The following is a 4151-nucleotide window of genomic DNA, read 5'->3' on the forward strand; positions in this document are numbered from 1 at the left end:
CACGATCGAAGGTAACTTGGATGGTATGTTAACCAGTGTTGACGCATCCAAATCACCTTTGAAGATTAGTATAAAGTTTATATTGTACTAAGCATTATCCCTCTCAATAATAGAGTAAAGCTGAACTGTTGTGTTCAGCTTTACTCTATTATGAACTTTTCAATACACACAGCAATAAAAACTATTAATTATCAATTTTGTATTCTTCTGTCTTAGGAATTATTATTATCTTTGCGTCAAGATTGAAATTCTAAACTTATCAAAATAATTAAGGTAAAATGAAAATCGAACAATTCAACTTTGCCGGCAAAAAGGCAATCGTCCGTGTGGACTTCAATGTACCATTGGATGAGAATGGAAATGTAACTGACGACACACGTATCCGTGGTGCTCTTCCCACTTTGAAGAAAGTTTTGGCAGACGGTGGTGCGTTGATTATGATGAGCCACATGGGTAAGCCTAAAGGCAAGGTGAAGCCTGAACTGTCATTAGGTCAGATTGTTAAAAATGTATCTGCAGCTCTTGGTGTAGACGTTAAATTTGCAGAAGATTGTGGAAAAGCAGATGAAGCTGCCGCAGCTTTGAAACCAGGCGAGGCTCTTCTCCTTGAAAATCTGCGTTACTATCCTGAAGAGGAGGGTAAACCTGTAGGTGTAGAGAAAGGTACTCCAGAATTCGACGAAGCTAAGAAAGAAATGAAAGTTCGTCAGAAAGATTTTGCTAAGAAATTAGCTTCTTATGCAGATGTATATGTAAACGACGCATTCGGTACTGCACACCGTCGCCATGCTTCTACAGCTGTTATTGCCGACTTCTTCGATGCAGATGCTAAGATGCTCGGTTTCTTGATGGAAAAAGAAGTAACTGCTATTGACAACGTTCTGAAGAATGCTCAGCATCCTTTCACAGCAATCATTGGTGGTTCAAAAGTTAGTTCTAAACTTGGTGTCATCAAGAATCTGCTTGACAAGGTAGACAACCTCATCATCGGTGGTGGTATGGGTTACACATTCATCAAAGCTCAAGGTGGTAAGATTGGACAATCTCTACACGAGGATGATTTGATTCCAGAAGCATTAAACGTGATGGCTGCTGCCAAGGAAAAAGGCGTTACGCTTTCTCTTTCTACCCACACCGTATGTGGTAAAGAATTCTCTAACGATACAGAACGCCAGACATTCCCTATCAACGAGATTCCCGATGAGTGGGAAGGTATGGATGCTGCAGAACAAAGTTTGGAAGAGTGGAAGAAGATTATTCTTTCATCTAAGACTATTTTGTGGAATGGCCCTGTTGGTGTATTCGAGTTGGAGAACTTTGCACACGGTACTGGCGAAATCGCAAAATATGTTGCTCAAGCAACACAAGAGAATGGCGCTTTCTCACTTGTTGGTGGTGGCGACTCTGTAGCTGCTGTTAACAAGTTTGGCTTGGCTGACAAGGTTTCTTATGTTTCTACAGGTGGTGGTGCTATGCTTGAAGCTATTGAAGGCAAAGTACTTCCCGGTGTAGCAGCTATTAAGGGCGAATAATAAAATACGTTCTAAATATAAAAGGGAATGGAGTTCTACTCTATTCCCTTTCTTTGTATGTATATGTAAGGACATAGTCCGGTGTCATTCGATAATAAACCGTTAAATGCTCTTCTGTCTTTAAGTTGTCTACAATAACCATCCCAGATTTCTTAACCTCATAGGGAAGCAAACGTATAGCAAAGAAACCAAGATGCTGGGCGGAGTAATATTTATAGACTGTTTCTTTAGCACTCCAATTAATGAGTTTTTCATTAAGAGTATGCGACTGTTCGTCTGGACGAATAAACCTACTAAATATCCTTTCAACACGCCTACTAAAATACTCTATATCTATAGAGACTTCTCGCTCTTTAGACAAAATTAAAGCGGCATAACCTTTTGTATGACTTATACTTATCTTATATCCTTCATAAAAAGGCTTACCATCTTCGTTATATTGAATCAAAGAAAACGAAGTTGAGTATGTCATCTCGTCTAACAAGGAGTAAATAGCTAACTTCTCTATCTGGCGAGCAATACTCTTATGTAGACTTATTTGTTGCTCATAAATAGGATGTAGTTGGGGTTTTGCAGTCAAGAAGTCCTCAACACGCAACTCATCTATTTTCCACAAGCCCAGTAAAACGTCCGGAGCAAGTGTCTCCACACTCATCAAAGCCATAAGCCTATTTTATTTCTGTTGGCAGAATAACAACCTTTATCCTGCTGATTCTTCTATCTTCAATAGACAAAATTTCAAAAGAATAATTCCGATAGATTATCTTTTCATGAATACTAGGGAAATCTCCTTTGATTTCCAAGAGTAAACCTGCCAACGAATCAGCATCACCTTCAACTTCGGCAAATTCATCGTCGCTAATTTGAAGTATTTTGCAAAAATCGCTCAACAAAGTCTTACCCTCAAAGATGTAGGTGTTGTAATTCAATTTTGAATAGATAGATTGCTCTTCATCATATTCGTCATTGATTTCACCGACAATTTCTTCCAATATATCTTCCATTGTCACAAGACCGCTCGTACCACCAAATTCGTCGACGACAATGGCAATATGCACTTTATTTTCTTGGAAATCACGCAACAAATCATCTATCTTCTTCGTTTCAGGAACAAAATAAGGTGGTCGTATCAAGCTTTGCCAGCGAAAATTAGCAGGTTTCGACAAGTGAGGCAACAAATCCTTAATATAGAGTATACCTCGAATATTGTCTGTATTATCTTGATAAACAGGAATTCTACTATAGTTATTTTCTACGATGCTCTTTAATACATCTGTATAAGTACAACGAATATCCAAATCAACAATGTCTTGTCTACTCGTCATGATTTCTTTTGCCGTTTCATCGCCAAAACGAATAATACCTTGAAGCATACTCTTTTCATTCTTGATATCATTCTTATTCGTAAGTTCCAAAGCCTGCTCCAAATCATCGACACTCAGTACATGGTCATGACTTTGAATTATTTTCTCAGCTAACACACCACTACGTAGGAGTATCGATTCCAATGGCCAAAATAGCTTTCGGAAAAACAATATTCCATTTACACTAAATCGGCAAAAGCGCAAAGAGTTCTGACGACTATATACTTTAGGCATGATTTCTCCAAAAAGCAATAAGAGAAATGTCAAAATCACCGTGATGCAAACAAACTGTAACCAATATGCCTCAGGTCCAAAATGAAGTATAGCCCCAAAGACATAATTGCAAAGCATGATAATCGTTACATTGACAAAATTATTGGTAATAAGAATAGTTGCCAAAGTACGCTCACTGTCGTCACGCAATATTTGTATTAAACGGTCTCTATGGTTCTTCTCATCCAACTGAGAAAGTTCAGTCGGTGACAAACTGAAAAAAGCAATTTCTGATGAGCTGGCAAAACCAGAAAGCAACAAGAGCAAGAAAGCTAATCCGGCTGCAATCAGCACACCAAATGTTGGCGGGACAAAAGTTACCGCATGAAAGGAATCTAATATGAAAGATATATCCAATGTAATAAATAGCTAGTTAAAAGGGAAGTGGCTCGTGCGACTCCGTTTGTTCCGTCTTCGTTTTCTGCCCTGAAGCCGATTCAGTACTCGTTACAGATTGAGACTTTGGCGTAAGCAATTCCATATTTTCGGCCATAATCTCTGTTACATAACGACGTTGTCCCTTTTGGTCATCATAAGAACGATAGCGAATACGACCTTCTATATAGAGTTTATCTCCTTTATGTACATACTTCTCCGCGACTTTGGCAAGGCCTTTCCACATGATTATATTGTGCCAATCGGTATGATCAGGTACTTGAGTGCCATTCTGCAAGACATAGCCTTTCTCTGTTGTAGCTAGAGGAAATTGTGCTACAGCTTGATCAGAATCATAATATCTAACATCCGGCTCTTTACCGACATTACCAATAAGCATTACTTTATTCATATAGGATAGCCTCTTTACAATGAATGAATATTTATTTCCAAAGACCTAAATAACGAAAACGGAAGTTTTTCCCTTTAGCTGATGGGAATTGAGATCTCCCATCTACACGGGCACGAAGATGATCTATTATACGATTGTAACAATCTTGTCCGGAAACAGCTTTGCATTGAACCACAAAATGAGTATCACGATATG

4 protein-coding genes are annotated in these 4151 nt (G+C 38.6%); 1 reads left to right on the forward strand and 3 read right to left on the reverse strand.

Annotation, left to right across the window (positions count from 1 at the left end; all coding sequences use genetic code 11):
* Nucleotides 1–278 precede the first annotated feature (278 nt).
* The gene (gene pgk, locus HMPREF0671_RS11495) at nucleotides 279–1532 is read left to right on the forward strand and encodes a phosphoglycerate kinase (protein WP_036900889.1); all 1254 of its coding nucleotides are present in this window, start codon (nucleotides 279–281) and stop codon (nucleotides 1530–1532) included.
* A 40-nt stretch (nucleotides 1533–1572) separates the two neighbouring features.
* Here pgk and HMPREF0671_RS11500 read toward each other — a convergent pair whose 3' ends face one another.
* The 3 genes from HMPREF0671_RS11500 to HMPREF0671_RS11510 are packed head-to-tail and all read right to left on the reverse strand — an operon-like array spanning nucleotide 1573 to nucleotide 3956.
* Nucleotides 1573–2196, reverse strand: a complete 624-nt coding sequence (locus HMPREF0671_RS11500) for a 4'-phosphopantetheinyl transferase family protein (RefSeq protein WP_036900891.1) — start codon at nucleotides 2194–2196, stop codon at nucleotides 1573–1575.
* Between the two features lie 4 nt (nucleotides 2197–2200).
* Nucleotides 2201–3526, reverse strand: coding sequence for a gliding motility-associated protein GldE (gene gldE / locus HMPREF0671_RS11505; protein ID WP_082721713.1), 1326 nt, complete (start codon nucleotides 3524–3526; stop codon nucleotides 2201–2203).
* A 16-nt stretch (nucleotides 3527–3542) separates the two neighbouring features.
* Nucleotides 3543–3956, reverse strand: a complete 414-nt coding sequence (locus tag HMPREF0671_RS11510; protein ID WP_036900893.1) for a single-stranded DNA-binding protein — start codon at nucleotides 3954–3956, stop codon at nucleotides 3543–3545.
* Between the last annotated feature and the right edge of the window lie 195 nt (nucleotides 3957–4151).

Origin of the sequence: Prevotella sp. S7 MS 2 (assembly GCF_000762865.1) — a bacterium.
Taxonomy (GTDB): Bacteria; Bacteroidota; Bacteroidia; order Bacteroidales; family Bacteroidaceae; genus Prevotella.

Bases quoted from the DNA above. Each gene is read 5' to 3' on its own strand.
- HMPREF0671_RS11510 (WP_036900893.1), bottom strand. From the start codon at position 3,956: ATGAATAAAGTAATGCTTATTGGTAATGTCGGTAAAGAGCCGGATGTT.
- pgk (WP_036900889.1), top strand. From the start codon at position 279: ATGAAAATCGAACAATTCAACTTTGCCGGCAAAAAGGCAATCGTCCGT.
- HMPREF0671_RS11500 (WP_036900891.1), bottom strand. From the start codon at position 2,196: ATGGCTTTGATGAGTGTGGAGACACTTGCTCCGGACGTTTTACTGGGC.